Origin of the sequence: Maribacter aquivivus, from assembly GCF_900142175.1 — a bacterium.
Classification (GTDB): Bacteria; Bacteroidota; Bacteroidia; order Flavobacteriales; family Flavobacteriaceae; genus Maribacter; species Maribacter aquivivus.
Genome location: NZ_FQZX01000001.1, coordinates 1,705,208 through 1,731,388, shown reverse-complemented (window position 1 = coordinate 1,731,388; position 26,181 = coordinate 1,705,208). Strand labels below are relative to the sequence as shown.

General features: G+C 35.4%; 25 protein-coding genes. 7 read left to right on the top strand and 18 right to left on the bottom strand.

Annotated features, from left to right (window positions below):
• The 12 genes from rplP to rpsL form a co-directional block, all read right to left on the bottom strand.
• A complete protein-coding gene (gene rplP / locus BUC31_RS07250; RefSeq protein ID WP_073242604.1) occupies positions 1-429 on the bottom strand; it encodes a 50S ribosomal protein L16 in 429 nt (142 codons plus the stop codon).
• 19 nt (positions 430-448) lie between these two features.
• Positions 449-1,165 (bottom strand): 30S ribosomal protein S3, encoded by a 717-nt coding sequence (gene rpsC / locus BUC31_RS07245; RefSeq protein ID WP_073242602.1) that lies wholly within the window; start codon positions 1,163-1,165, stop codon positions 449-451.
• Between the two features lies 1 nt (position 1,166).
• Positions 1,167-1,574: a 50S ribosomal protein L22 gene (rplV, locus tag BUC31_RS07240; RefSeq protein WP_073242600.1), complete on the bottom strand. Its 408-nt coding sequence runs from the start codon at positions 1,572-1,574 to the stop codon at positions 1,167-1,169.
• Positions 1,575-1,577: 3 nt separating this feature from the next.
• The gene (gene rpsS / locus BUC31_RS07235; protein ID WP_027064825.1) at positions 1,578-1,856 is read right to left on the bottom strand and encodes a 30S ribosomal protein S19; all 279 of its coding nucleotides are present in this window, start codon (positions 1,854-1,856) and stop codon (positions 1,578-1,580) included.
• 13 nt (positions 1,857-1,869) lie between these two features.
• Entirely contained in the window at positions 1,870-2,694 is an 825-nt protein-coding gene (gene rplB / locus BUC31_RS07230) for a 50S ribosomal protein L2 (RefSeq protein ID WP_073242598.1), read from the bottom strand.
• A 9-nt stretch (positions 2,695-2,703) separates the two neighbouring features.
• Positions 2,704-2,994, bottom strand: coding sequence for a 50S ribosomal protein L23 (gene rplW / locus BUC31_RS07225; RefSeq protein ID WP_073242596.1), 291 nt, complete (start codon positions 2,992-2,994; stop codon positions 2,704-2,706).
• 4 nt (positions 2,995-2,998) lie between these two features.
• The gene (gene rplD, locus BUC31_RS07220; protein WP_073242594.1) at positions 2,999-3,631 is read right to left on the bottom strand and encodes a 50S ribosomal protein L4; all 633 of its coding nucleotides are present in this window, start codon (positions 3,629-3,631) and stop codon (positions 2,999-3,001) included.
• A 5-nt stretch (positions 3,632-3,636) separates the two neighbouring features.
• Positions 3,637-4,254, bottom strand: coding sequence for a 50S ribosomal protein L3 (rplC, locus tag BUC31_RS07215; RefSeq protein ID WP_073242586.1), 618 nt, complete (start codon positions 4,252-4,254; stop codon positions 3,637-3,639).
• 141 nt (positions 4,255-4,395) lie between these two features.
• Positions 4,396-4,701 (bottom strand): 30S ribosomal protein S10, encoded by a 306-nt coding sequence (gene rpsJ, locus BUC31_RS07210; RefSeq protein ID WP_007094989.1) that lies wholly within the window; start codon positions 4,699-4,701, stop codon positions 4,396-4,398.
• A gap of 9 nt (positions 4,702-4,710) precedes the next feature.
• Positions 4,711-6,843, bottom strand: a complete 2,133-nt coding sequence (gene fusA / locus BUC31_RS07205) for an elongation factor G (protein ID WP_073242584.1) — start codon at positions 6,841-6,843, stop codon at positions 4,711-4,713.
• 6 nt (positions 6,844-6,849) lie between these two features.
• Positions 6,850-7,326, bottom strand: a complete 477-nt coding sequence (gene rpsG / locus BUC31_RS07200; RefSeq protein ID WP_073242582.1) for a 30S ribosomal protein S7 — start codon at positions 7,324-7,326, stop codon at positions 6,850-6,852.
• 23 nt (positions 7,327-7,349) lie between these two features.
• Positions 7,350-7,724, bottom strand: coding sequence for a 30S ribosomal protein S12 (rpsL, locus tag BUC31_RS07195; protein WP_027064832.1), 375 nt, complete (start codon positions 7,722-7,724; stop codon positions 7,350-7,352).
• 401 nt (positions 7,725-8,125) lie between these two features.
• On the opposite strand from rpsL, the gene BUC31_RS07190 reads away from it, so the two are divergent.
• From BUC31_RS07190 to rlmB, 6 genes are all read left to right on the top strand, one after another.
• On the top strand, positions 8,126-11,368 hold the full coding sequence (locus tag BUC31_RS07190; protein ID WP_073242580.1) for a SusC/RagA family TonB-linked outer membrane protein: 3,243 nt from the start codon (positions 8,126-8,128) through the stop codon (positions 11,366-11,368).
• A 30-nt stretch (positions 11,369-11,398) separates the two neighbouring features.
• Positions 11,399-13,075: a SusD/RagB family nutrient-binding outer membrane lipoprotein gene (locus BUC31_RS07185; RefSeq protein ID WP_073242578.1), complete on the top strand. Its 1,677-nt coding sequence runs from the start codon at positions 11,399-11,401 to the stop codon at positions 13,073-13,075.
• An 11-nt stretch (positions 13,076-13,086) separates the two neighbouring features.
• On the top strand, positions 13,087-13,956 hold the full coding sequence (locus BUC31_RS07180; RefSeq protein ID WP_073242576.1) for a hypothetical protein: 870 nt from the start codon (positions 13,087-13,089) through the stop codon (positions 13,954-13,956).
• An 83-nt stretch (positions 13,957-14,039) separates the two neighbouring features.
• Entirely contained in the window at positions 14,040-17,411 is a 3,372-nt protein-coding gene (locus BUC31_RS07175) for a VCBS repeat-containing protein (RefSeq protein WP_073242574.1), read from the top strand.
• Positions 17,412-17,473: 62 nt separating this feature from the next.
• Positions 17,474-18,220, top strand: a complete 747-nt coding sequence (locus BUC31_RS07170) for a hypothetical protein (protein ID WP_073242572.1) — start codon at positions 17,474-17,476, stop codon at positions 18,218-18,220.
• A 66-nt stretch (positions 18,221-18,286) separates the two neighbouring features.
• Entirely contained in the window at positions 18,287-19,021 is a 735-nt protein-coding gene (gene rlmB, locus BUC31_RS07165) for a 23S rRNA (guanosine(2251)-2'-O)-methyltransferase RlmB (RefSeq protein ID WP_073242570.1), read from the top strand.
• Positions 19,022-19,028: 7 nt separating this feature from the next.
• Here rlmB and BUC31_RS07160 read toward each other — a convergent pair whose 3' ends face one another.
• Positions 19,029-19,775: a rhomboid family intramembrane serine protease gene (locus BUC31_RS07160; protein WP_073242568.1), complete on the bottom strand. Its 747-nt coding sequence runs from the start codon at positions 19,773-19,775 to the stop codon at positions 19,029-19,031.
• Between the two features lie 138 nt (positions 19,776-19,913).
• Between BUC31_RS07160 and BUC31_RS07155 the strand changes: the two genes are divergently transcribed.
• Positions 19,914-21,191, top strand: coding sequence for a replication-associated recombination protein A (locus tag BUC31_RS07155; RefSeq protein WP_073242566.1), 1,278 nt, complete (start codon positions 19,914-19,916; stop codon positions 21,189-21,191).
• Here BUC31_RS07155 and BUC31_RS07150 read toward each other — a convergent pair.
• From BUC31_RS07150 to BUC31_RS07130, 5 genes are all read right to left on the bottom strand, one after another.
• The gene (locus BUC31_RS07150; RefSeq protein WP_073242564.1) at positions 21,188-22,090 is read right to left on the bottom strand and encodes a hypothetical protein; all 903 of its coding nucleotides are present in this window, start codon (positions 22,088-22,090) and stop codon (positions 21,188-21,190) included. The genes BUC31_RS07155 and BUC31_RS07150 overlap by 4 nt on opposite strands.
• 77 nt (positions 22,091-22,167) lie before the next feature.
• Entirely contained in the window at positions 22,168-23,610 is a 1,443-nt protein-coding gene (locus BUC31_RS07145; protein WP_073242562.1) for a DUF5723 family protein, read from the bottom strand.
• Positions 23,607-24,152, bottom strand: coding sequence for a hypothetical protein (locus tag BUC31_RS07140; protein ID WP_073242560.1), 546 nt, complete (start codon positions 24,150-24,152; stop codon positions 23,607-23,609). Before BUC31_RS07140 ends, BUC31_RS07145 begins: the two co-directional genes overlap by 4 nt.
• 52 nt (positions 24,153-24,204) lie before the next feature.
• The gene (locus tag BUC31_RS07135; RefSeq protein ID WP_073242558.1) at positions 24,205-24,894 is read right to left on the bottom strand and encodes a YjjG family noncanonical pyrimidine nucleotidase; all 690 of its coding nucleotides are present in this window, start codon (positions 24,892-24,894) and stop codon (positions 24,205-24,207) included.
• Entirely contained in the window at positions 24,887-26,134 is a 1,248-nt protein-coding gene (locus BUC31_RS07130; protein ID WP_244534012.1) for a polysaccharide deacetylase family protein, read from the bottom strand. Before BUC31_RS07130 ends, BUC31_RS07135 begins: the two co-directional genes overlap by 8 nt.
• Positions 26,135-26,181 lie beyond the last annotated feature (47 nt).

Here is a 26,181-nt window from a genome sequence, read left to right as displayed (position 1 = left end):
TTAATTTACAGCCTCGTAATCACGAGCTACAATGAATTTTGTCTTAACAGGAAGTTTCTGAGCCGCTAATCTTAAAGCCTCTTTTGCTACTTCCAAAGGAACTCCGGCCACTTCGAACATAATTCTACCTGGCTTAACCACGGCAACGAAATATTCTGGTGCACCCTTACCTTTACCCATACGTACTTCTAATGGCTTTTTAGTAATCGGCTTGTCTGGAAATATTTTAATCCACAATTGACCTTCTCTCTTCATAAATCTAGTAGCAGCAATACGAGCAGCTTCTATCTGGCGTGAAGTCAAAAATGCAGCATCATCAACATTCTTTATACCGAACATACCATTTGAAAGTTGGTGTCCTCTTCCAGCAAGACCTTTCATACGGCCTTTCTGCATCTTACGGAACTTTGTTCTTTTCGGTTGTAACATTACTTTAGTTCTTTAAAAATTACTTTCTACGACGTTGTTTTCTTCCACCTTCTTGCTTACCACCTTTAGAAGAATCCTTTTGCATTCCTACTAATGGAGATAAATCTCTTTTACCATATACCTCACCTTTCATAATCCAAACTTTAATTCCAAGTTTACCATATGTAGTTTGAGCCTCATGTAAAGCATAATCGATATCTGCTCTAAAGGTAGATAATGGAATTCTACCATCCTTATAAGATTCAGAACGTGCCATTTCAGCACCATTCAATCTACCAGAGATTTGAATCTTTATTCCTTCAGCATTCATACGCATTGCTGCAGCGATTGCCATCTTTATTGCTCTTCTAAAAGAAATTCTACTTTCAATTTGACGAGCTACACTTGCAGCTACTAAATTAGCATCAAGCTCCGGTCTTTTTATTTCAAAAATGTTGATCTGAACCTCCTTATTGGTGATTTTTTTCAACTCCTCTTTCAACTTATCAACTTCCTGACCACCTTTACCGATAATAATACCAGGTCTAGCAGTTGTTACGGTTACTGTTATCAATTTAAGAGTACGTTCAATTATAACTCTTGAAACACTAGCTTTAGAAAGTCTTGCATGAATATACTTACGTATTTTATCATCCTCAGCCAATTTATCTCCGTAATCGTTACCACCATACCAGTTAGATTCCCAACCTCTAATGATTCCTAGACGATTTCCTATTGGATTTGTTTTCTGTCCCATTCTAGTTTTCTGTTATATTTTTTGACCCCAAAACCAATGTAACATGGTTTGAACGTTTTCTAATTCTATGTGCTCTACCTTGTGGAGCAGGACGCAATCTTTTTAACATTGCACCACTATCTACTCTAATCTCAGCTACAATTAAATCAGCATCCTCTAAACTTGCCTCTTCATTTTTTGCTTGCCAATTAGCCAAAGCTGAAAGTAATAATTTCTCTAACTTTCTAGAAGCCTCTTTAGGGTTAAACCTTAAAATAGCTAAGGCTTGCTCTACCTTTACACCACGAATTAAATCTGCAACTAATCGCATTTTTCTAGGTGAAGTAGGACAGTTATTCAACTTAGCAAAAGCTACCATCTTCTTCTCAGCCTTAATTCTTTCGGCCATCTGTTTTTTACGAACTCCCATAGCTTACTTTTTTCCTTTGTTTTTTGCACCTGCATGACCTCTAAAAGATCTTGTTGGTGAAAATTCCCCAAGTTTATGTCCTACCATGTTTTCTGTTACAAAAACAGGTACAAATTGTTTTCCATTATGAACCGCTATTGTCATCCCAACAAAATCAGGAGTGATCATAGATGCTCTAGACCAAGTTTTAATTACCGCTTTTTTACCGGATGAAACACTTTGTTGGATTTTCTTCTCCAAACTATAGTGAACGTAAGGTCCTTTTTTTAGTGAACGTGCCATTTCTTTCTAGTTTTTATTTCTTTCTACGTTCTATTATATACTTGTTGGTACTCTTGGTCTTAGAACGAGTTCTGAATCCTTTAGCAGGTATTCCGTTTCTCGATCTTGGATGACCACCTGAAGCTCTACCTTCACCACCACCCATTGGGTGATCGACAGGGTTCATAGCTACCGGTCTAGTTCTTGGTCTTCTACCCAACCATCTACTTCTACCAGCTTTACCTGACACCAGCAATTGATGATCTGAATTAGATATAGCCCCAATCGTTGCCATACAACCAGAAAGAATTAATCTAGTTTCACCAGATGGCATCTTAACAGTAACAAACTTACCGTCTTTTGCCATAAGCTGAGCAAATGTACCAGCACTACGAGCCATAACAGCTCCTTGACCAGGTCTTAACTCAATACATGAAATTATAGTTCCTAAAGGAATTTCACTTAATGGTAATGCATTACCGATCTCAGGCGCTACAGTAGACCCAGCAGAAACCTGCTGATCAACTTGCAAACCATTTTGAGCGATTACATAACGCTTCTCACCATCTGCATATTCCAAAAGAGCAATAAATGCAGTTCTATTTGGATCGTACTCAATAGTTTTAACAGTAGCAAGCACATCTTGCTTATCTCTCTTAAAATCTATTACACGATACCTTCTTTTATGACCTCCACCTTTTTGGCGTATGGTCATTTTTCCTTGACTGTTTCTACCTCCGGACTTTTTTAACGGAGCAAGCAAGCTCTTCTCCGGCTTATCAGCAGTAATGGCGTCAAATCCATTTACTACTCTAAAACGCTGTCCTGGAGTGATTGGTTTTAATTTTCTAACTGACATTTCTTGTCTTTATAGATTACTGTAAAAATCGATAATATCACCTTCTACAACATCAACAATTGCTTTTTTAATAGCATTTGTTTTTCCATGTTGCACACCAGTTTTCGTATATCTGGATTTTCTTGTAGGACCGTAATTCATTGTACGAACCTTTTTCACAGAAACACCATAAGTAGCCTCAACCGCATCTTTTATTTGCAATTTGTTAGCCTTAGGGTCAACTACGAATCCATAACGGTTATTCAACTCGCTATCAGCAGTCATTTTTTCCGTTATAATTGGTTTTATCAACACACTCATGATATTATTGTTTATTTAAATTCGATTCAATTCCCTCTAAAGAGCTCTCTAACAATACCACGCTATTAGCATGAAGAATTTTGTAAGTACTTAATTCTGAGTTAGTTATAACTTCTGAGCCTTTAAAATTACGCGAAGACAAATATACACCTTTATTTGAATCACCCAACACTATTAAAGATTTTTTATTCTCAAGACCTAATGTCTTTAAAACATCAATAAAATCCTTAGTTCTTGGAGTATCAAAATCAAAGTCTTCAACTACTAAAATCGCATTCTCTTTAGACTTTAAAGTCAATGCTGATTTTCTTGCCAAACGCTTTAAATTTTTGTTTAACTTTTGAGTATAATCTTTAGGTCTAGGGCCGAATATTCTACCACCACCTCTAAAAATCGGAGATTTAATACTACCTGCTCTCGCAGTACCAGTACCTTTTTGCTTCTTAATCTTTCTAGTACTACCAGCGATCTCAGCTCTTTCCTTAGATTTGTGCGTACCTTGTCTCTGATGAGCCAAATACTGCTTAACATCTAGGTATACTGCGTGATCATTAGGCTCTATAGCGAAAACATCATCAGAAAGGTTTGCCTTTCTACCTGTGTCTTTTCCTTTAATATCTAAAACTGCTATTTTCATTACATCTACCTTTGTATGGTTACATAAGCATTCTTATGGCCCGGAACACAACCTTTTACTACTAAAAGATTCTTTTCTGGAACTACTTTTAAAACTCTTAGATTCTGAACCGTTACACGATCAGTACCCATTCTACCGGCCATTTTCATACCCTTAAAAACTCTAGCTGGATATGACGCAGCACCAATAGAACCAGGAGCTCTAAGTCTGTTATGCTGACCATGAGTTGCTTGACCAACCCCAGCGAAACCGTGACGTTTTACTACACCTTGAAAACCTTTACCCTTAGACGTTCCAATAACATCTACGAATTGTCCTTCAACGAAAACATCAACACCTACAGTGTCACCTAATTTAAATTCACCTTCAAAATCTCGGAATTCAACGACTTTTTTCTTAGGAGAAGCACCTGCTTTTTTAAAATGGCCTAATTCAGCCTTAATAGCACGACTTTCTGCCTTGTCATCGAAACCAAGTTGAAGGGCACTATACCCGTCGACCTCTTCGGTTCTGACTTGGGTAACTACACATGGTCCAGCTTGAATAACGGTGCATGGAATGTTTTTTCCATTCTCGTCAAAAATACTGGTCATGCCTACTTTCTTTCCTATTAACCCAGACATACTTATTTATATTAATTATTATTAAATTTTTCTCAAAAAAATAGGGTCAAAATAATTTAACCCTAAATTATTTTTTCCGTTTTTCCCTCGCACGCAGCTTAGGACATGTAGTCTAACCTATTCATAAGTCAGACGGCAAATTTACACCTTAATTTCCACTTCAACACCACTTGGAAGCTCTAACTTCATAAGTGCATCAATAGTTTTAGATGAAGAGCTATAAATATCCAACAATCTCTTGTAAGAACTTAATTGAAACTGCTCTCTAGATTTTTTATTCACGTGAGGTGAACGTAAAACCGTAAATATCTTTTTATGTGTTGGCAAAGGAATTGGTCCTGTTACAACAGCACCGGTTGTCTTTACCGTTTTTACAATCTTCTCAGCAGACTTGTCCACTAAATTGTGATCGTAAGATTTTAGTTTTATTCTAATTTTCTGACTCATGTCCTAAATTTATGCTGTTATACCTTTTGCTGCTTTGATAACTTCTTCTGAAATATTGGAAGGAGTTTCTGCATAGTGTGAAAATTCCATTGTTGAAGTTGCACGACCTGAAGATAAAGTTCTAAGAGATGTTACGTATCCAAACATTTCAGATAATGGAACAGTACCCTTAACAACTTTGGCACCAGCTCTATCACTCATATCACCAATAGTTCCTCTACGTCTGTTTAAATCCCCAACGATATCACCCATGTTTTCTTCCGGAGTAATAACTTCCAACTTCATAATTGGCTCCATGATTACGGCACCAGCAGCTTTACCAGCAGCTTTGTAACCCATCTTAGCAGCTAATTCAAAAGAAAGTGCATCAGAATCCACAGGGTGGAAAGATCCATCTTTCAATACAACCTTCATAGAATCCATCTCAAATCCAGCTAAAGGTCCATTTTGCATTGCTGCAGCAAAACCTTTCTCTACTGATGGTATAAATTCCTTAGGAATACGGCCACCTTTAATTTGATCAACAAACTGAAGCCCTTCTCCTTCGAAATCCTCATCAGCAGGACTCATTTCGAAAGATATATCACCAAATTTACCACGACCACCAGATTGCTTCTTATAAGTCTCTCTATGTGTAGCAGTTTTTGTTAACGCCTCTTTGTATTCAACCTGAGGCTCACCTTGGTTCACCTCTACTTTAAACTCACGTCTTAAACGATCCACAATAATATCTAAGTGAAGCTCACCCATACCAGATATAATTGTTTGACCAGAAGCTTCGTCAGTTTTCACTTGAAAAGTAGGATCCTCTTCAGCTAATTTAGCCAAAGCCATACCCAACTTATCTACATCCGCTTTAGTTTTAGGCTCAACAGCAATACCAATTACAGGTTCTGGAAAATCCATACTTTCCAAAACAATTGGGTGCTTTTCATCAGACATGGTATCACCAGTCTTAATATCCTTAAAACCTACAGCTGCTCCAATATCACCTGCTTCGATAAAATCGATAGCATTTTGCTTATTAGAGTGCATTTGATAAATACGAGAAATACGCTCCTTTTTACCCGAACGGTTGTTCAATATATAAGAACCAGCATCTAAACGACCAGAATATGTTCTAAAGAATGCCAATCTACCTACAAAAGGATCTGTTGCAATCTTAAATGCTAACGCAGAAAACGGCTCTTTAACACTAGGCTTACGTTTTTCAACAACGCCAGTATCAGGGTTAGTACCTTGAATATCTTCCTTATCTACAGGAGAAGGCAAATACCTACAAACAGCATCCAATAAAAACTGAACACCTTTATTTTTAAATGAAGAACCACAAATCATAGGAATGATCGCACGATCCATAACAGCAGCTCTTAAAGCAGCATGAACTTCCTCCTCAGTAATAGAGTCTTCATCTTCGAAAAATTTCTCCATTAACTCCTCATCATACTCAGCAACAGCTTCTATTAAGGCAGCTCTATACTCCTTAACCTCAGCTTTCATATCCTCAGGAATGTCAATCACATCAAAAGTAGCACCAAAACCTTCTTCATGCCATGTAATTGCTCTATTCTTAGCTAAATCAACAATACCTCTAAAATCAGCTTCATCACCGATTGGAAGTACTATTGGCACAGCATTAGAACCTAACATCTCCTTTACTTGCTTACAAACCATAAGGAAATTAGAACCTTGACGGTCCATTTTGTTCACGAAACCAATTCTTGGAACCTTATAGTTATCAGCTAATCTCCAGTTAGTTTCTGATTGTGGCTCAACACCATCAACAGCACTAAACAAAAAGACTAAACCATCCAATACACGTAAAGAACGATTCACCTCTACGGTAAAATCAACGTGACCCGGAGTATCAATAATATTAAAATGATAAGGTTTTGTTTCATCAGTCAACTCACCATTTTTCATTGGAAAGTTCCACTCACATGTAGTAGCAGCCGAAGTAATAGTAATACCTCTTTCTTGCTCCTGCTCCATCCAGTCCATAGTAGCAGCACCATCATGAACCTCACCTATCTTATGACTTACACCTGTATAAAAAAGTATACGCTCAGTCGTAGTAGTCTTACCAGCATCAATATGCGCAGCAATACCTATATTTCTTGTGAATTTTAAATCTCTTGCCATGTCTATCTAGAATCTAAAGTGCGAAAATGCTTTGTTTGCCTCAGCCATCTTGTGCGTATCGACTCTTTTTTTAACAGCAGCACCTTCTTCTTTTGCCGCAGCTAAAATTTCTCCAGCTAATTTTTGAGCCATACCTTTTTCATTACGCTTTCTAGCATAACTAATCAACCACTTCATAGCTGTTGATATCTTACGGTCTGGTCTAATTTGCATTGGAATCTGAAATGTTGCACCACCAACTCTTCTACTTCTAACTTCTACGTGTGGCATAACATTACTTAATGCATCTTTCCAAAGTTCTAAAGCCGTCTTTTCCTCATCAGTCTTCTTTGCATCTACGATGTCAATTGCATCATAAAACACACCAAAAGATACTGATTTTTTACCATCCCACATCATCATGTTGACGAAACGTGTCACCAACTGATCATTAAATCTTGGATCTGGTAAAAGTGGTCTTTTCTTTGCCTGTTTTTTTCTCATTACTTCCTTTTAAACAAGTTTAATTAATTTTTAGGGCGTTTCGCACCATATTTAGATCTACGTTGTGTTCTACCGGCTACACCTGCTGTGTCCAATGCACCACGTACAATATGATACCTTACTCCTGGTAAATCTTTAACTCTTCCGCCTCTTACTAATACTATCGAGTGCTCTTGAAGATTGTGACCCTCTCCTGGAATGTAAGCATTCACTTCCTTACCGTTAGTTAACCTTACCCTTGCTACTTTTCTCATAGCTGAATTTGGTTTCTTTGGCGTGGTAGTATAAACACGTGTACAAACACCCCTTCTTTGAGGACACGAATCCAAAGCAGCCGATTTACTCTTCTTAGTAATCGTCTCTCTTCCTATTCGTACTAATTGTGATATTGTTGGCATACTATAATGATATATAAAAAATTACCCCTACTTTAAGGGTCGGCAAATGTAGTAATATTTAAGTAAAATTCAAACCAAGTTAGATTTATTTTCATTTTTTTTTAAATACTACAATTTTAAAGTAAAATATCTTCTGTTAAAATCCACTTAATATTTTAACAACCACCACAAAAAACCATACAATAATCAATTTGAATTAAATGCAGCTTTTTCTGAGTTTTTATGAAGAATTACGAATATGATAAAAAAAACACTGAAGAATTATATAACTTTAAATATCGATCGTGTTTAATCTGTAACTCCTGATTTTATCACATGTTCTTAAAGTTTTATTAAAATTGTCTTGCATTATTAACACATTATTGTGAAGTTTGTCGCTAGCTAATTCAAATAATTTAAAAATGAGAACAAAACTAAATGGATTGTTAACGCTACTTTTAGCGTTAGTTGTGCATATTTCTTTTGCACAGCAAAAAACAGTATCCGGTACGGTTACTGATCAGGGAGGGCTTCCTTTGCCCGGAGTTAACATTGTAGTTGAAGGTACCACTACTGGTACACAAACTGATTTTGATGGTAACTACTCTATTATGGCCGCACAAGGCGAAACATTATTGTTTACTTACATCGGTCAAAAAGCCGTAAGAAAATCGGTAGGAGCCGGTAGCACAGTAAGTGTACAAATGGAAGAAGACGCACAAGCACTTGAAGAAGTGGTTGTTACCGCTCAAGGTATTAAGCGTGAGAAAAAAGCTTTAGGTTTTGCAGTTTCATCTGTAGACGAAGAAGATTTAGAGTCTCGTTCTGAAGGTGATGTTGCACGTGTATTATCAGGTAAAGCATCTGGTGTTCAGATTACTGCTGCTGGTGGTATGTCTGGTTCTGCAACAAACGTTGTAGTTAGAGGTCTAAGTTCCTTTAGTGGAAGTAACCAAGCTCTTTTTGTTGTTGATGGTGTGCCTTTTAGTAGTGATACTAATGCACAAGATACAAACGGTGGTGGTTCTAATTTCTTAACTGGTAACACTGGTTCTTCAAGATTTTTAGATTTAGATCCAAACAACATCGCAAAAATTGAAGTACTTAAAGGTCTTGCGGCTGCAACACTTTATGGTTCTCAAGGTAAAAACGGTGTAATCCTTATTACTACTAAAGCAGGTTCTGCTGTTGGTGGTAAAAAGAAAACAGAAATTACTGTTAATCAATCTTACTTTGTTAATGAATTTGCTTCATTACCAGATTACCAAGATGAATATGGTAACGGATTTGATCAAGCATTCGGTTGGTTCTTTAGTAACTGGGGTCCAAGTTTTGAAGAAAGCGGACTTTCTGGATGGGCAAGACAAGCATCCATTGATGAGAACGGTACTTTAGAGCACCCATACAGTAGTACTTCAGTTGCATCTACAAGAGAAGCTTTTCCAGAATTTCAAGGTGCAAGATATGATTGGAAACCTTATGACTCTGTTGAAGACTACTTCAAACCAGGTTCAGTAAGTTCTACATCTGTTAACATTAATGGTGCTTCTGAAGATGGTAATACTACCTTCAACGCTAACTTTGGTTATTTAGATGACGAGTCTTTTATTCCTGGTAACGGATTATCAAGAGCTAACGTTTCTATTGGTGGTAGATCTAAATTATCAAACAGATTTACAGTATCTGGAGCAATGAACTATTCTAGAACAGATTATAGCTCACCTCCAATTGCAGCAAGTGAAGGTAACGGTACAACTGGTCTTTCAATTTTTGGTAACATTTACTTTACACCAAGAAGTGTTGACTTATTAGGTCTACCTTACCAAAACCCAATTGACGGTTCTAGTGTTTACTATAGAAATGGTAATGACATTATCAACCCTCGTTGGACTGCTAATAATGCAAAGTACTCTCAGTTAACTACTCGTGTTTTCTGGAACGCTTCTGTACAATATGACATTAACGATAATCTTAACATGACTTATAGAGCAGGTTTAGATTATTACAATGAAAGAAACGAACAATACTCTAACAAGGGTGGTGTTGCATTTACAAGTGCAATTTTTGGTTTCCTAAATACCTATGATAACAATAATACAATTTGGGATCACTACTTAGCTTTAAATGGTAATTATGATTTATCAGAAAAATTAGGTATGACTTTCAACGTTGGTGCAACTACAAGATCAACTACTTTTGACCAGTCTGGTGTTGCTAGTACAGGACAGATAGTATTTGACATACAAAGACACTTCAACTACGCTAACCAGTCTCCTATTCAGTATACTGAAAAAAGAAATATCGCTGGTTTGCTAGGTCAAGTTACTTTAGATTATGACAACATGTTATTCTTAACAGGTTCTACTAGAACTGACTGGGTTTCTAACCTTACAACAGAGAATAATAGCCAAACATACCCAAGTGTAAGTGCATCTTTCTTGCCTACTGCTGCTTGGCCTGGCATTAAATCTGAAAAAGGACTTAATTTCTTAAAGCTTAGAGCTGGTTTAGGTCAGTCTGCAACATTCCCAACTGCTTACCCTACAATTAGTGTTGTAGAACAAAATACTCAAGTATTTGGTGAAGGTGGTGAAGTTACAACGAACCAGGTTGCTGGTTTCAAAGCGAATCCTGATTTAAAACCAGAAATACTTTCTGAATTTGAAGTTGGTTTTGAATCTAAATTCTTTAGTAATAGAGTTTCTTTAGATTTCACATATTTCGATAGAACTACTAAAGATCTTATCGTAAGAGAACCTCTTTCTCCTTCTACTGGTTTTACATTTACTCAAAGTAATGTTGGTAAAATAGAAGGCGATGGTATTGAAATTGATTTAGGTGTAGATTGGTTTAGAAGTGATGACAGAAGTGGATTCAACTGGAATACAAGAGCAAACTTTACTAAAAACAAATTTACTGTAACAGAACAAGAGCAAGACATCATTATTTATGCTGGTAGTTCTACATTGTCTGTTGGTGGTAACGCAGCAATAAAAGGTGAGCAATTAGGTGTAATTGTAGGTGATGCAATTGCAAGAGATGCTGATGGCAATTTCTTAATTGATGATGGTGGTGATTATGTAACTACAGAAATTGATGCTAATGGAAATGTGCCAATTATTGGTAATCCAAACCCTGACTATATCATGAACATTATTAACTCTTTTTCTTACAAGAATTGGAATTTAGGTTTTCAAATTAGTCATATTAAAGGTGGTGATGTAGTATCTAACACAATTGGTACTTTATTAGGTAGAGGTTTAATAACTGAAACTTTAGATAGAGAGAACACATATATTTTACCTGGTGTTTCTCAAAGTACTGGTGAAGTAAACAATAAGCAGATTAATAACTCTACTTACTACTTCAACAATATCTTATTTGGCCCAACTGAGTTAAAAGTATATGATGCTTCTGTTCTTCGTTTACAAGAACTTTCTTTAGGGTACACTTTCCCTGCTAAGGCATTAGAAAGAACTCCTTTTGGATCATTGACAATTACTGCTCAAGGTTTCAACTTATGGTTTGATGCATACAACACTCCAGAAGGTGCAAACTTTGATCCAAATATTCAAGGTGCAGGTGTTGGTAACTCTCAAGGTTTTGACTTTATTAACGGTCCTAGTTCTAGAAGATATGGAATTAGTCTTAAAGCAACCTTTTAAAAATTGCTAATCTTAATTAATAGAAATATTATGAAAAAAATTATTAAATATATAACCGTTGTTTTTACCGCAGGAGTGCTTTTAAACTCTTGTGAAACAACAGACCTAGATCTTAGGACTAGCCCTAACGATCTTGCTGCGGATCAAGCAGATCCAAACCTGTTATTGAATTCGATTCAATTAGCATATGTTGCTAATATGTATACGATAAACGATATAGGTTCTGAACTAACCAGAATTGACTACATGAACGGTCGTAACTACTTTAACACTTACCCAGGTGATACTTTTGATGACATTTGGGAACGTCTTTACAGTAGCACAGATGGTAATAACGATGTTTTCACTAACGCTGTTGACTTAGGTATTTTTCCTAACGTTGAAAACCTAAAAACGATTGATGCTGAATCTGATACAGATTTCTCATTTCATATCGCTGTAGGTCAAACTTTAAAAGCACATATGCTTTTATTAGTTACCGATTATTTAGGGAAAGCTACTTTGAGTCAAGCAGGTAACCCTGCTGAGTTCCCTGCTCCTTTGTTAGATGATGGAGAAGATGTTTACGCAGGTGCATTAGCATTGCTAACCGAAGCTGAAGCATTATTTGCTGCTGATCCTGCTACGCAAGGTGGTGTAGATTTTTTCTATGGTGGTGACACTGAAAACTGGATTAAACTAATCAACACCATAAGATTAAAAGCTGCTGTTACAACAGGTGACACAAGTACTTTTAACTCGATTATTGCAGGTGGTGATTACATAGCTGAAACAGCAGATGATTTTCAATGGCAATATGGCACAAGAGAATTACAACCAGATACGCGTCACCCAGATTACAACGACGACTATACTAGTAGTGGAGCTAACCTTTATCAGAACAACTGGTTAATGAATAACATGTTAGTAAAAAATGACCCTAGAATTAGATATTATTTCTATCGTCAAGAAAGTGAAACCCCAGGTGCGCAGGATGTAGCACCAAATGAGGAATTACTTGCATGTTCACTTGCTATACCACCTGCTCATTATGAAGGTTTTGTTTATTGTTCAGTAGATAATGGATACTGGGGTAGATCTCACGGTAATAATGAAGGAGGCCCACCAGATGGTTTCCAAAAAACCGCAGCTGGCGTATATCCTGCTGGAGGTAGATTCGATGATAGTAGTTTTGATGTTGTTGGTCTTGGCTTTGGTGGCGGAGGCGGCGGTATAGAGCCAATCATCTTAGCATCTTATGTAGATTTTTGGCAAGCAGAAGTAGCAACTTCAGCTGCAGCAAAAGCAACATTTTTAGAAGCTGGTATGACAAAGTCGATTGCTAAAGTTCAAAGTTTTGGTTCTTTAGATTCTGGTGCAGATTTATCTGTAGCCCCTTCAGATGATGATGTAACAGCATATATTGACGGTATTGTTGCCGATTACTCAGCAGCTACAGGAGATGACCAAACAAACATCTTATCTGAGCAATACTGGATCGCACTTTACGGTGGTGGTGTTGAAGCTTTCAACTATTACAGAAGAACAGGCTTCCCAACAACTTTAGCTCCTAACTGGGAACTAAATCCAGGTGCTTTTCCTAGATCATTTTTGTATCCTCAAACAGAGGTTATTACAAACTCAAATGTTTCTCAGAAATCTGATTTATCAACTCAAGTATTTTGGGATACCAATCCAGCCGGACCAGCCTTCCCATCTGCTAACTAAAAAATAAGAAAATGAAAATAAACAATAAAATATTAGGCGCTATTATAGGTGTATCCTCGCTACTAATAACATCATGTGATGACGATGGTGGTAAAGTTATTGATGAAGTATTTGCAGAAACTACTAGAGGTGCTGTTTTAAGAACAATTGAATCAGGCGGTATTTTAGATCGTTTTGATACTTCTACTACTTTTAGTTTTACTTTTGAAGAGCAAGACTATGAAGATGGTGATTTATTAGAAAAAGTTGATCTATATATTAGTTTTGATGATAATACAGAAGCTAACGGTGATTCTACAGTTGATGAAATTCTAATTGAGACTTTCTTACCATCTGATTTTACTGATGGTGAATTTGGATTACCAAGAGCGAGCTATGAAACAACTTTAGCTAATGCTTTATCTCAATTAGGTTTAGTTGAAGGTGATTTTGATGGTGGTGACGCTATTCAATTTCGTTTAATCTTAACTTTAACAGACGGTAGAACTTTTACCAATGATGATAGTACAGGTACCATTACAGGTTCATTCTTTAATGCTCCTTATTTCTATAATCCAATTATAAAATGTATTCCTCCTGCACCTGTTGCTGGTGATTACACAATTACATTGGAAGATAGCTATGGTGATGGATGGAACGGCGCATCGATTGATGTAGTTATAGATGGTGTTGAAACATCTTACACACTTGCAAGTGGTGCTGCTGGAACAGAGACATTCACTGTACCTGAAGGAGCTGCTGAATTTACATTAGCATTCTCATCAGGTGACTGGGATAGTGAAATTACTTATGAAATAGAAGCTCCAACTGGAGAACTAGCACTTTCAGACGGACCAAGTCCAACTGTTGGTATTCAAACATTGAATATCTGTGGTGGGTAGTCTAAGTAATTTATAATTTATACAATAGCTGCCTTATTAGTTTAGGGCAGCTATTTTTTTTTACAACATTTAATTACCCCCGCATGCTAAAGCTATTACATATTACAACAGAAAAACTATTGATTACTAGCTATTTAATTATATCAACATTGCTAGTCTTATCATGTTCTGATCAAAAAAAAGAACCAATAAGTAATGTAGCATCCAATGAATCAAGTAATCAAAAAATATTTAAAAAAATACCCAGTGAACATAGCCAAATAACATTTAGCAATGACCTTAAAGAAAACATAGAAACTTACGACAACGTTTTTAATTTTGATTATTTCTATAATGGTGCAGGCGTTGGAGTTGAAGACATAAACAACGATGGGCTTTTAGATATTTTCTTTTCAGGAAATCAAGTTGAAAACAAACTATATCTGAACAAAGGCAATCTTGTCTTTGAAGATATCTCTGCGAAAGCGGGTATTAACTTCAATAAAAAATGGAGTAATGGCGTAACCTTTGTAGATATTAACAATGATGGTTGGCAAGATATCTATATCTCTCAAGGCGGACCTAATAATAGAAGTAATAGAAACAATCTTCTATACATTAATAATCATGACAACACCTTTACAGAAAACGCAAAAGAATATGCACTAGATGATGCAGGAATATCCACTCAAACAGCATTTTTTGATTATGATAACGATGGTGATTTGGATTGTATAGTTATGAATGAAAATGAACTGTATGGCTTAGACCCTATTTCTCTTCTTAAAACAGTTAAAACCTCTTCAGAAAACAAATATTTCAATAGTAGTCACTTTTACAAAAATAATGATGGGAAATATGTTGATGTAACAAAAGAAGTAGGTTTAGAAAACCCAATATTTGGGTTAGGACTATGTGTCTCTGACATTAATGACGATGGATATTTAGACATATATATGTCTAGCGACTACTACTTACCTGACGCCCTATATCTAAACACTAAAAATGGTAGTTTTAAAAACTCAGTAAAAGAACTTACCCAACATATTTCATTTTATGGTATGGGCTTAGATATTGCAGATATTAACAACGATAATTTACAAGACATATTTGTATTAGATATGGCATCTAGCGATCATTTCAGAGCTAAAACACTTATGGCTTCAATGAGTACAGATAAGTTTAATTACTTAACTAATACTGCCGGTTTTCAATACCAATACATGTTCAATTCACTTCAATTGAATTTAGGCAAAAACCATTATTCAAACATATCTCAACTTACATCAATGGCAAGCTCAGATTGGAGCTGGTCTGTTTTAATGTCTGATTATAATAATGACGGGTTAAAAGATATTTTTATCACCAATGGCTATAGAAAATACGCCCTAGACAATGATTTTCAGAACAAAGTATACAACACTAAAGTAAAATATAAAGGCAACATACCTAATAACATAAAGCAGAAGCTATATGATGAAATGCCATCAGAGAGCTTAAGCAATCTAATATATAAAAACGAGGGTGACCTAAACTTTATAGAAAAAAGTAATGAATGGGGGTTAGAAGAATTAACATTTAGTAATGGTGCTGCACAAGGAGATTTTGATAATGATGGTGACTTAGATTTAATAATCAATAATATAGACCAAAAGGCTTTATTATATAAAAACAACACAGTAGAACAAAGCCTTGGAAACTTTCTAAAAGTAATTACCAAAAGCACAACAACAGAATCTTTTGCTAAAGTTAGCATCTCATATGATAGCAAGAATCAATATGAAGAGATAAAAAGAGTTAGAGGCTATATGTCTTCTCAAGAAAATGCAGCACATTTTGGCATAGGTAACTCTACAACTATAGATACTGTAAAAATCGAATGGCCTAGCGGTAAAATATCGTATCAATTTGATGTTGAATCAAATTCAACTTTAACTTTTTCAGAAAAAGATGCTAGTCTAATTTCTAAAGAAATATCAATTGACAGAAATCCTTACTTTATCGCAAAAAATCAAGAAGAATATAATATAGATTTCAAACATAAAGAAACCACCTATGATGACTTTGCACAAGAGATTCTTTTACCTTACAAACAATCTAATACTGGACCATTTACATCTAAAGGGGATATTAATGGCGACGGAAAAGAAGATTTATACATAGGTGGTGGATCAGGACAATCTGGCACCTTATACATACAAAGTGAAAATGGATTTATCAAACGAACTCCCAAACCATTTCAACTAGATAAAGAAAAAGAAGATGCCGAGTCGGTTTTCTTTGATTTTGATAATGACAATGACCTAGATCTTTATGTAGTAAGCGGTGGAAATGAGTATGGAAAAAGCTCCTCTTATTATGCTGATAGATTATACTTAAATGATGGCAAAGGTAATTTTCATAAGATGGATACGCCAGTTTTACAGTCATTTCCAAAAAGCGGGAAATCGGTAACCATAATAGATTTTGATAAAGACGGTGATAATGATGTTTTAGTAGGAAATAGAATAATACCTCATAGTTATCCGAAATATAGTGCTTCAATACTTTATGAAAATGACCATGGTATATTAAAAAATGTTACTGAAAATATTGCCCCTGAATTAGAAAATTTCGGATTAATCAATAGTATTATCACTACAGATTTCAATAATGATGGCTGGCAAGATTTTATTGCAGTTGGTGAATGGACACCAATAGGAATATTTGAAAACAAAAATGGAAAATTTCAACGCCTCTTAACTGAAGAAACAGCTCTAAACACCCAGGGCTGGTGGTTTAAAATAAAAGAAACGGATGTAAATAATGATGGCAACAAAGATTACATTATTGGGAACGTTGGCAGAAATATAAAGTTCACAGCAAGTGAGGATAAACCATTTAAAATATATTCTAATGATTTTGATAATGATGGTATTAACGATGTAGTCTTAAGTAAAAAATACCACGAGACTTATGTACCTGTAAGGGGAAGAGAATGTTCATCTCAACAAATGCCATTTATTAAAGAAAAATTTACAACATATAATGATTTCGCACAAGCGACTATGGAAGATATATATGGCGACAAGTTAAAAGATTCATATTCTAATGAAGTAACAGAATTCAACTCTATCCTACTTTTAAACAAAGGCAATAACGAGTTTGAGAAAGTAACATTACCTAACGAAGCACAATTATTTCCAACTTTGGCGATATCAGTTTTTGATTTAAATGAAGATGGATTTGAAGATTGTGTAATATCTGGCAACATTTATGAAACAGAAGTTGAAACACCAAGACTAGATGCTATATCTGGCTTAGCACTAATTTCAAATGGGAAGGATGGTTATACACCAGCAACTATGGAAAAAACAGGTCTTTATTTGAGAGGAAACGTAAAAAGTACGGAATCAATAAAATTTAATGACCACACCTTACTTATTGCAGGTTTTAACAATGACAAACTGAGAACATTCGAATTAACAAAAAATTAAACATACTGAATATAAGAGATTTAATAATTTTATTTAAATTAAACCTCTTAAACAACCACACCATGAAAAAAATATTATTATTAGCAATAACCGTAATAGCAAGTACAGCTTTACATGCTCAATATTCGGGTCAAGTACCTACTAACTTAGGTGGAGCAAGCCAAAATGCTGCTGCAGGAGCAGCTATCGCCAATTTCTTAGGTCCAGTAAACGAGGCTTACCAAAAAAGACGTGAAATAGATCTAGACAAATTTCAAGGATCCCCATACACTTCTAACACTTTCGCCCCAACAGTTTTAAAATATAATGACGAAGTAGTCGGTTCTATATACTATAGATACAATGCCCTAAACGAAGAGATTGAAATTAAAAAAACTGCATCTGAAGATGAAGCATATCAAGCATTAGTAAAAGATAAAGAAATTAGTCTTCTTGTAAATGCAAAACCGTTAAGTTTCAAAACTTTTGTTACCGAAAAAAATGCTACTATCAACGGCTATCTATCTCTTATAAAAAAAGGCAGTAAATATGATCTATACGAAAGAACTCTTGTGAAGTTTACCGAAGGTCAACCTGCTCAAAATTCTTTTGTAGCAGCAGTACCTAGCAGATTTACAAAATTTACAGAATTCTATTTTCAAAAAAGTGACGTAAATAGAATTGATCAAATTCCTCAAAAAAACAAAAAACTTATCAAGTTAGTAGATGAGTCTAAAAGAGAAGAGTTGAAAGTATACCTAAAAGAGAATAATTTAAACATCAAGTCTGAACAAGATTTAATTAAAGTTTTCGACTATTTAAATAGCTAAAATATTTAACCTTATTATTTAAAACCGCCCAACAATAGTTGGGCGGTTTTTATTTACCTTTGCCCCATGCAAAAAACCACTCAAATTTATGGCTTAAGAGCCATTATAGAAGCTGTCAATTCAAATGAAGAGATAGATAAGGTATTTCTACAAAAAGGTCTTAAAGGAGATCTAATGAAAGAATTAGAAGGTTTATTGCGTCGTAATGAAATCAATATGGTCTATGTGCCTATTGAAAAATTGAACAGACTTACCAAAAGCAACCACCAAGGAGCTGTTGCCAACATCTCCCCTATTGCATTTCATACCCTTGAAGATTTAGTGGAGAAAGCAAATGCAAAAGAAGGTCCGGCTTTATTTTTATTATTGGACCAACTATCTGATGTACGTAATTTTGGTGCTATTATTAGAACTGCCGAATGTACAGGTGTGGATGGCATTATTGTTCAAAAGAAAGGTGCTGCTCCAGTAACTGCAGATACCATAAAAACTTCTGCCGGCGCTGCCTATAGAGTGCCAATTGCAAAAGTTGACCATTTAAAAGATGCTGTTTTCTATTTACAGGCATCAGATATTAAAATAGTATCGGCTACAGAGAAAACAGATGATTCTGTTTATGATGTTCCTTTTACTGATTCTATCGCTATTGTTATGGGTGCTGAAGATCGTGGTATTACACCTTCTATTTTAAAAGCTTCAGATTATAGAGCTAAGCTACCGTTATTTGGTGAAATAGAATCATTGAATGTTTCTGTTGCTTGTGCCGTATTCTTATACGAAGCAGTTCGCCAACGTTTGTAATTCAACATTATATTTTAGATTCATTTTCGGAATTTTCTTTAAAGATGTAGTTAATTTTAAAACTACTTTCTTCATCGATATCTTCTTCTATGGGTAATTCTCTAAAGTTTCCGTTTTCATCAAAATGTTGCAAGAATAGGTCGTCTTCCTCTTTAAAGCCTTCCTTTTCCCATTCATATTTTTTGGTTGGTGGTATGCGGGCTTTAACGACTTTAGCTAGAAACAATCCGGTTAAGAAACCTCCTAAATGTCCTTCCCAAGACATTCCTTCTTTTACTGGGAATATGTACCAAAGCATACTTCCGTAAATAAAAACAACTATTAACGAGAGTGCCACCAATCTAAAATAAGAACTAAATATCCCCTTGAAAAAAATAAAGCTGGCTAGGACATATATGAGTCCGCTTACACCAATGTGGTAAGATGTACGCCCAATCATCCATGTTAAAAATCCTGATAATAGTATTCCGTATAAAATTACTTTCCACGCCACATCTTTATAAAAATACCATAAAGCAGCTAGTAGAATTGCTAAGGAAATAGTATTGTTATATAAGTGCTCCAAAGACCCATGAATAAAAGGACTCAATACAACACCACGCAAGCCGAGTATTGTTCTGGGCTTCACGCCAAATTCATTGAAATTCACCCCTAAAGCCAATTCTAACCAATATACGCCCCATATCAAAATCATTGCTAATAGCGGAATAGCAATTACTTTGTTTGAAAATTTATAATGTCCCATTTCAGACATGAGCTTAATTTTGTTTTAGAATAACAATTATACTACCAACGTTTACAAATTGGTCATATTGTCATTCCAAACCTTACTTAACAATCAATTGGCACACAACTTTTTTAATCTCATTTAAGTTTAGTATACTTTTGTACTATGAATGAACCTTTAGCAGAACGCGTACGACCCAAAACATTAGACGAGTATATTAGTCAACACCATTTGGTGGGTGAAAAGGGCTCGCTAACACATCAAATTAAAAAGGGTATCATTCCGTCATTAATACTTTGGGGACCTCCAGGCACAGGTAAAACTACCTTAGCAAACATTATTGCAGAACAGAGTAAAAGACCCTTCTATATTTTAAGTGCTATTAATAGTGGCGTAAAAGATATTAGAGAAGTTATCGATAAAGCGAAGCAAGCTGGCGGATTGTTCACCGCTAAAAATCCCATTCTATTTATTGACGAAATACACCGGTTCAGCAAATCTCAACAAGATTCTCTTTTAGCAGCTGTTGAAAAAGGATGGGTTACGTTAATTGGTGCTACCACAGAAAACCCAAGTTTTGAGGTTATACCTGCATTACTTTCTCGTTGTCAGGTATATGTTTTAAATGCCTTCGGAAAAGATGATTTAGAAAACCTGATAAAAAGGGCAATGGAGAAAGACACATTGTTAAAGTCTAAAAAAATTGAACTTAAAGAAACGGAAGCCTTGTTACGTTTATCTGGAGGTGATGGCAGAAAATTACTGAATATTTTTGAGCTTGTGGTCAATTCTGAAGCAAGCGACAATATCGTCATCACCAACGAATTGGTATTATCTAAAGTTCAGAAGAATACGGTGCTATATGATAAAACAGGTGAGCAACATTATGATATTATATCGGCTTTTATAAAATCTATTAGAGGAAGTGACCCTAACGGCGCTGTGTATTGGTTGGCTCGAATGATAGAAGGCGGTGAAGATGTAAAATTCATTGCACGTAGAATGCTTATTTCAGCATCTGAAGATATTGGTTTGGCCAATCCAACTGCATTGGTCATGGCAAATACCACCTTTCAAGCAGTTACCGCTATTGGTTACCCAGAAGCGCGCATAGTATTAAGTCAGTGTGCAATTTACTTAGCAACCTCAGCAAAAAGCAACGCAAGTTATATGGCGATAGGTAAAGCCCAACAAGCCGTAAAACAAACCGGAAACCTTACTGTACCATTACCGTTGAGAAATGCACCTACCAAATTGATGAAAGATTTAGGTTACGGACAAGAATATAAATATGCCCATGATTACCAAAACAACTTTGTAAATGCCGAATTTCTACCCGATGAAATTACCGGAACTACCTTCTACAAACCAGGAAACAATGCAAGAGAAAAAGCACTTAGCGATTTTATAAAAAATAGATGGAAGGCAAAATATGACTTTTAGAATTTGATATTCAGTTCTTCTTGAACCAATTTATCATTTTCATAATATTCAAAAACCCAGTTACCATCTTTTTGGTACACCATACCATTTTTAGTATCGGTTTTTGCCATAAAAACATTGTCAGTCGAGCTTTTTAATAAATTCATTCTAACCTTAGGCGAACTATCTACCAACTGATATCCATTATCGGTTTCCTGAGCATACCAAATATCTTGTTTCATTGTCTTGTTAACTTCTACATTTTTTAAAACAGGTGTTGCAGGTGCTGTTTTCTTAATATTAGATGTTACAGGAGTACGATCATTATAGTATTGAGTTTGCTCGGTTTCCTCAGAAATTACCTCTGTATTTTTGGTTGTTATCTCCTCTTCCTTTACTTTTTCTGCTTTTAAAATTGCAGCAGCCTTAGATTCGTCTAACTTTTTAACGTCATTTTTAAAATTAACGGTCACAGGCTCATCTTTTTCGCTTTTAGCACTGTAAGTGTAGTTCATTCCATTAAATGAGCGCATAGATTCTCTAATTGCTTCGCTGTAGGCTTCTTTGTATTGCTTTTCCTTACTAATACCCTGCATGGTACTAAATACAATCTTATCATTACAGTCTACTAGATTAATAATGGTTTTGGTTGAAAACATACTACTATCATCTTGCAAATCTGCAACAACCCCCAAACATCTATTAAATTTCAAATCTTCGGGCAATTGATCGTCATATACTGCAACAAAACCTTTACCGGTAAAAAGATGTTTTACCAACGTACTTGTTTGGTGCTCGTTCATATTTTTAAAAGCATCAAACTTTTTAGGTACGATGATATATTTATAATCATCTAAATTAGTTTGTGCGAATGAAGAAAATCCAATAAAAGTGAATACTAAGGCGATAACTATTTTCAAAACGTTGTAAATTTTAAATTCACGGTAATATATGAAAAAAGCATGCCAAAAAAATAAAAAGCAGCGAAGAAGATATGCTACTTGTTGCGACCCCAAGAAATAATATTCAATCCAAATTGAAATGAAGCGTAGTTCGTAGCCGCTATATTATTATAAGATAATAAGTTATCTGCCATAACGTAAAAGTTGACAGGTCCGGCTTGCAGGTTCATTCCCAAACCTACATTGGTAGAACTGAATTTATCTATGGTATATGTTCCTTTAAGTGCTAAAACATTACCTATTCTACGAGTATAAAAACCAGTCAGTGCCATTTGCGGTCCTCTTGGTCGGTTGATCATATAAAGTTGCCCACCTACAGAATTTCGGTACTTGGTACGCAATTCGCCACCTCCAGAAGATCCGGCTGTACAATCGCAACTTTGCGATCCACCGTTACCTACAGGCTCACCAAAATCATTTCTAATTGATGCGTACATTTTTGTAGGTCTAAACGAAACATAGCTTTGGGTATCTGTTTCAAACGGTACGGCACCCTCTACCTCATCTACCAAATCTTGCCAAAAATCTCTATCAAGACTCGCAAAATTATCCAAAATATCTATTTCAATACCTTCAACTGTTGTGTTCCCTTTTAGACTATAACTTTTTGTATCACCAGAATGATAGATAAATCCTACATCTAATAAACTACCAGTTACCGTAGTACGTTCAGACAAATGATAGGTAAAACCAAGATCTAGACCTAAACCAAGATCACCACCAAAAAGGGCACGGCTAATGATTTCATTACCTAAAGTTTCAGAATTATTTGCGTCTCTCAAAGCACGAAGACCAGATGTTCGCAAGAGTAAATCAGCATTTAAATTCGTTGCAATTCTATTATTCTGACCCTCTACATTACGTAAATGCCCATTGTTAGTTGAAGAGCTATAATCTGCAATTGCCGAATACAATTTACCTCTAGCACCAATAGTTAAACTGCGGTCTATTTTTTTATTGATACCGAAATGAAAAACATTCACTAGAGAACCACGAACTTTTAAATCGCCCAAATCGTAGCTTCTACCCAATTGATCTGCATTACCGTCGTACAAGAGATATGCAATATCTTGAGGCCAGTAGCCTATATTATCAAACTCAAGATACCCACCAAAGGAGTAGAATATATTCGGATTCTCACTTCTGAATCCGCCACTCAAATATTCCATTTGTATCGTAGTACTTAACTCATCTTTAGGTGTAAGTACTTCTAAAGCCCGCTCTCTAAATTTTATATTGATATCTACCCCGTCATTGGCGAAAATATCATGTATAGAAATAGCGTTAGAACCCCCGTAAGCAGAAATACCAGATAATAATGGTACACCTGCGTACCATTTAAAATCAGATTCTACACCAGGGTTTACAGATAGTGATTGTGGTATTTCATTAAAGTCATAAAGAATTTGCTTATTCTGAGCTTTTAAACTCAAAGTAAGCAATACGCCAGCTATAAAAAAGCAATGGCATAATCTCATCGTATGTCTAAAGTAAATTGTGCGCTAGAACGAAGCACGATTGCAGGATCCGGCAAACTTGAAGAGCTGCTATTGTCACCTAAGTTTATAGCTGTTAGCTTTATTTCTGAGGTTGCTTTTATAATATCGAGGCTTTTACCTGAAGTCCCATACGCCACTTCACGCAGTAGTATTGCCGTAGGTGCTGCATCCATACTAAAAACTTCTGTATCTAAAACATTTTCAGCTTCATCTAAAAATTCAAGTCTAATTTCAATAGGCTTACTGGTAGTATTCTCTAACTCATAAGTTATGACACCAGACAATACCCTTTCTGCAAAAAAAGGTTCTTCAAAAGCATCAAAATTAAATTCTTGGGTATAAAAGTTTAGACCCTCTACTCTATTAATCAAGGTTTCTTGAGCTTTTACATAGAAGATGCTAGCCTCATAACTTGGGGTAACGGTTAAATCGTCTATCTGATCAAAATCTTGCTCTTCTGAACAAGACGTTACCAGTAGAAGACCCACCAAAGCCAATAATAGAAAACGCACCTCTTTCATCACCTCTTCAAAGTTTAATACATATAGATAGTTGTCTATAGTAATAGTAACTCTATAAAAGGGATTTTATTTCTTGCAAATCATAAATTATCGGTGCCACATCATGAGTTTCCTCTTTATGGGCATTAAAGTGTATGGTATGAAAACCTAAAGATTTCGCACCCAAGATATCTGCCTCTAAGCTATCACCAATCATTATTGACTTTTCTGGCACTACACCAGCTCTATTTAAAGCCAAATTAAAGATAACCGGATTCGGCTTCTTAGCTCCTGCCATTTCAGAATCAATAATCTGATCAAAATAGCTATGAATACCTGAGTTTCTAAGCTTCTTACCTTGAACTTCTTGAAAACCGTTGGTAATGATGTGCAGTTTATACTTGGGTTGCAAATAATCTAACACCTCAATAGCATTAGGAAAAAGGGTATTAAATGAGGATAAATGATTAATATATTCTTCGGATAATAAATGGATGAGATCATCTGTAGCAGGATGCCCCATAGTATCAAAAACCGATTTAAGTCGCTGATACCGCAATTCGGTTTTTGTTATTTTTTCTTCTCTAAACAATTTCCAAAACTTCAAGTTTGCTGGTACATACACCTCTAGAAAATCTTGTAGTTCTACTCCAACTTTATGATCGTTGAATATTTTTTCAAAGGTCAGCGCCGAGTTTTTATCAAAATCCCACAAGGTATGATCTAAATCAAAAAATACATCTGTTACTTTATCTTCAAACATGTTGTTGTTTTATTACTTCGGTGTACACATTCATCCAATCTCTATCTTCATTGTTACCTAAGACTTCATTAGAGAACATAGTTATTAGCGTACCATTAACTTTACTAACTTCATTAGTGATCAATTGCACTTGACGTAATACTTCTTGATCTTTCTTAATTTTTGAAAGCGATATATCATGAATAGCAAACGGATGCACTTTTATAGGCTGCTTTACTTCTAACGGAATATCGTAAAACTGAAATGGCGTACAGGTACCTGCCCTAAAACCAAGTTCAAAGGTATACCCCATAGTGTAATCATTGGTAAACTCTGCCGCAATGAGATTACGATAGGTTTGCGGCACATCTACCCTATTATATCGCATTTTACAATTGTTTACAGGTCTATTGATGACCACCTCTAAATTGGCTTTTTCTTTCTTTAAGAGTTCTAGGTCAGAAAATGAACTATAGCTTGCTGCCAATGATACTGGCACATAATCAGCTACATATTTTATTAGCGACTTAAATTTAATACTGTTGGTAGATACGTTCTTATCGTACTTTGAGTAATCCGCATACTGAAAAAAGAAATTACACTTTACATTATACTTCTTGTGCAGGGCAATTAATTCTGCATAATTATCATAAGGATCTTTCTGTCTATTTAAAGCTACCGCTATACGATCATAAACTCTTTTAAGCTTAAATGTACCTATGTCCATTAGCATTCCCGCCAAGCCACGAATTACACCCCTATTCGCATAGCAGTGAGAAGTTGCTACATCAATTACAGATATAAAATCATAAGACTTATTCTTATATTCCAAATCTGGAAAACGTTCTTTTAATGCATCTAATAATTTAAGAGCCCAAATATCTACAACGGGTTTCTGAAGGAATCCATTTTGAAAGGCGATACTATCTTTGGGTGAAAATCTACCGTGAATATCCTTTACATGGGGTAAGTACTCTTCATATCTTGAAAGTAGAAAGAAACTAGCGGCAAAAATATCAAACGGTAGGTTACTACGCTCCCCTGCTTGAAAAAAACAAGGTATATCTTCCCACACTGCAATATTTAATTCAATATCGTTAATACCCTGCTCAAAAAGCAACTCGTTACCACGAACAAAAAATTCATTCTGCAGTGGTTGTTTTGTATACGTTATTTTGGGTCCGGTATGTTTTATAAACTCCTCTACTTTAGTAGTAAAATCAAGTTCAACACCTAATATATTCACGAAGATATGCCTCATGATATAGGTAAGACGTGGTGTGATTTTATGTGTATAAATCAATAACA